The organism is Legionella tunisiensis (genome assembly GCF_000308315.1).
Taxonomy (GTDB): domain Bacteria; phylum Pseudomonadota; class Gammaproteobacteria; order Legionellales; family Legionellaceae; genus Tatlockia; species Tatlockia tunisiensis.
On the sequence record NZ_CALJ01000014.1, the window covers coordinates 1 to 3,203 of the forward strand.

Below are 3,203 nucleotides of genomic sequence, written 5' to 3' on the forward strand. Positions count from 1 at the left end.
AAAAAGCTGCTTATCAGAGAACCTAAAGACCGTTTTAACTTATAGAGCTGAAGCCTTACAAATATGCTTACAATTATTAAATTGTGCAAAAACTGTAAATTCATTTGGAGCCAAATTGAAAGTTTTTTGTAGTGAGTAACAAAATGTACTTTCCTCCAACTGCGTCACTGCAATTTATGTGCAGTGACGCAGAAAACCAACCTTGATTTTACCCAGTAAAATCAACACATTCAGTCATTTTGTCCTGGCGCGCTTCACGCGTCAGGACAAAATTCTTCTCCTTAAACCCTTGCGCAGCAAGCACCGCTTTGATAGTTTTAAATAAAGCATAACTGATGAGCTGGTGCGATTCCGGCGAAACGTCTTCTGATGTCTTATGCAACGCCACTTCATTCCCTAACTCTGTGGCTGGACGTTCAGTCGGGAAAACCATCTAGGAATCTCTGTCATCCGGCAGGGCAACTCTCTCGGGAGTTTAAGTCAATTTATTTCAATTTGACCATGGACTTGTGATAAGGCCCATTGTCTTGTCATTTTTATTAATCAGCTAATAAGGAGAAAACACCGACCCAAAAAACTGCTTTAAACAGGCGAGATCGTTTGCCATATAACGATTGTTTTGCCCCCTACTTCGAGCTTACGGCTTTTGCCGGGTTTCATCTTTGAGTGAGCCGCTCGACCAACACTAAACCAGAGACAGGGCAAATGAATTTTCGGATTGGACGATGAGAAAATATTCCTTACGACAAACAGCCAACCGTTATTTACAACTTGATAATAACGGCAGCTACAGAGAGAGAAAACAACGGGCTTATGTCATTCAAAAAATGATAGATGATTTATTTCGTATTGGTGATGTACCTAAATTATGGAATAACCTGGAGCAAGAGCATATCCAAAAACTGGTTGAGCATTGGAGAAAATGCCATCTGAAAGATGCAACCATCATGCGCCACATGACTATCATTAGAAATTATTTACAGAGTATAGATTGCTCAATACCCAATATAGATAACAAATCATTGCAATTAAACCGTCAAAGACTATCAAGCCAACGCTTAGACTTGAAACCCAACATCTGGGAATCGTTCACTGATAGTACCTCTCAATTAATCATGGCATTGCAAACACTATTCGGATTAACTTTTAGTGAAACATTCCACGTCAAACCCGGTATCCATATCAAAGAACAAAAACTCTGGATTACCCGTGATATCGCATTTAACTCTGCTGACAGGATGATTCCCATCAGAAATGAAGTGCAAAAACAAATTCTGTCTGATTTAAACCAGCTAACTAATGGTCTCAACCTGATACACCATTTGGGCTATAAACAAATCCGGTCAGACTGGCACAACACCCTTGCAAAACACAACTTACCAGCAAAAAATCCTGGCGTTATTTTTATGCCAAGCAAATGTATGAATATCTGCTGCCACTTCTAGGCAACTATCAAACCTACTTGCTCCTACATGATGAAATGGGCATTAAATCACGAAACACACTATGGTCATACCTGCATGAGTAAATCAAAACTAAAAAACGCACTCTATTCGATAAATGAATGTCTAAAGGATCTCAAAGGATACTCCTACGCCAGCAAAGCAGACATGCGCCATATTCTTAATCGCTGTATTAAAGATCTGCACGAACATGGACTAATGGTCGCACATATCAAAGGTTTAAAACCCAAACATATTCATGTCTTAGTTGAGCACTGGAAAAATCAGGGTAAAAACCCTGGCACAATCAAAAATTACATGGCTAAATTACGCAAGGTGTCCGTCCTACTAAATAAACCAGAGCTCGTCAAACAAAGCAATGATCATTATCAAATTAGTAGGCGCAGTTATGCTCCAACCTATAATAAAGCCATTACAGAAGTCGATTTTTCCAAATGCAATGATCCAATGATACGCTTATCGCTAGAAGCGCAGTATCTTTTTGGTCTGAGGCGTGAAGAATCAATGAAACTGGTCATTAGCGAAGCCTGGCAAGGAAATCATTTGGTCATCAGGCCCAGCTGGACCAAAGGCGGTATAGGAAGAACTCTTGATATTACTAGTAATGAACAAAGACAATGGTTAGAGAAAGCCTTTCGTCAGGTTCCTTATAATCAATCATTAATCCCCAAGGGTAAAACCTATAAACAGCATCTGAGACGATACCAAACTGAGACGGAAAAGATGAGATTAAAAAATGCCATGGTTTACGCCATGCCTATGCCCAAAGGCGTTATCATGAACTCACCAGTCAATTATCTCCAGACAATAAACCATTCAAAAGCCCTATTGAAGGTGGCATCCCATCGAAAAATTTACCTGAAAATCAAAGAGAAATAGATCGCAAAGCCCGGGAAATTATAAGCCTTGAGATGGGCCATTCTCGTATCGCTATAGTCAGGGTCTATTGTGGTTAGTAGGTAATTATGTGCAGTAGCTGAATAAAAGCCTCATTTTACAAAAAGTTAACCAAAAATCACTGCACATAATTCACCACAATTCATCTTATGATGAAAGAGTTTTAAGTCCAATTACCCCGGAAAAATGAGACCCAAACAGAACAATTTTCCTATTGAAGCAGAGTCGCCGAAGAATACAATACCTAAAATGACCGTGCCAAGAGCGCCAATCCCTGTCCAAACCGTATAAGCAGTTCCTACTGGCAAATCCTTCATTGCAACAGCTAGAAAGAGAATACTGATGAGTAGCATTATTAGAGTACCTATTGATGACCATATATGAGTAAACCCATTGGTGTATTTGAGTAAAATAGCCCAACAGACTTCGAATAAACCAGCAATAATTAGAATAAACCAAGACATAAGACACCCCTTAAAAAAGAGGTCGTCCTCAATGAATGAATTTCTTAACAGGGTCGTCCCTGTCAACAAAAAATATTAGCATTTGCATTATAATCAAGCAACAACTATTAACTAGATACATCCGCAACTACTATGACCGTCAAACAAAAATAGTAGGGATATTATGTGCAGTAATTTTGATTAACCCCATGTTGAATCAGGCTTTTATTCAGCTATTGCACATAATATTTTTATTAATCAAGAATCTCGTCTTCGAAAGGCATATCATATTAAAACAATTTCTATTTGACAGCTAAATTCCTTTTTTGTATTCTGATTCAGTATTCGCTATTCTTAAGCGAGCCCCCTCCCAGCGCAAAACTCTCAGAGAGTAGGAAAT

The 3,203-nt window shown here is 38.8% G+C and carries 2 protein-coding genes and 2 pseudogenes; 2 read left to right on the forward strand and 2 right to left on the reverse strand.

All coding sequences use genetic code 11. From position 1 onward, the window contains the following. Nucleotides 1-208: 208 nt before the first annotated feature. A complete protein-coding gene (locus BN58_RS00870) occupies nucleotides 209-433 on the reverse strand; it encodes a hypothetical protein (protein WP_019215222.1) in 225 nt (74 codons plus the stop codon). Nucleotides 434-725: 292 nt separating this feature from the next. Here BN58_RS00870 and BN58_RS20890 point away from each other — a divergent pair. Together BN58_RS20890 and BN58_RS20895 are read left to right on the forward strand one after the other, a co-directional pair. Beyond that, nucleotides 726-1,528: pseudogene (locus BN58_RS20890) on the forward strand (phage integrase N-terminal domain-containing protein). Further along, nucleotides 1,521-2,419: pseudogene (locus tag BN58_RS20895) on the forward strand (phage integrase N-terminal domain-containing protein). Before BN58_RS20890 ends, BN58_RS20895 begins: the two co-directional pseudogenes overlap by 8 nt. Before the next feature lie 114 nt (nucleotides 2,420-2,533). On the opposite strand, the gene BN58_RS00885 reads toward BN58_RS20895, so the two are convergent. Next, complete coding sequence (locus BN58_RS00885; protein WP_019215223.1) at nucleotides 2,534-2,824, reverse strand: DMT family transporter; 291 nt, start codon at nucleotides 2,822-2,824, stop codon at nucleotides 2,534-2,536. Nucleotides 2,825-3,203 lie beyond the last annotated feature (379 nt).

Coding starts and splice junctions, on each gene's coding strand:
- BN58_RS00870 (WP_019215222.1), bottom strand. CDS start 433: ATGGTTTTCCCGACTGAACGTCCAGCCACAGAGTTAGGGAATGAAGTG.
- BN58_RS00885 (WP_019215223.1), bottom strand. CDS start 2,824: ATGTCTTGGTTTATTCTAATTATTGCTGGTTTATTCGAAGTCTGTTGG.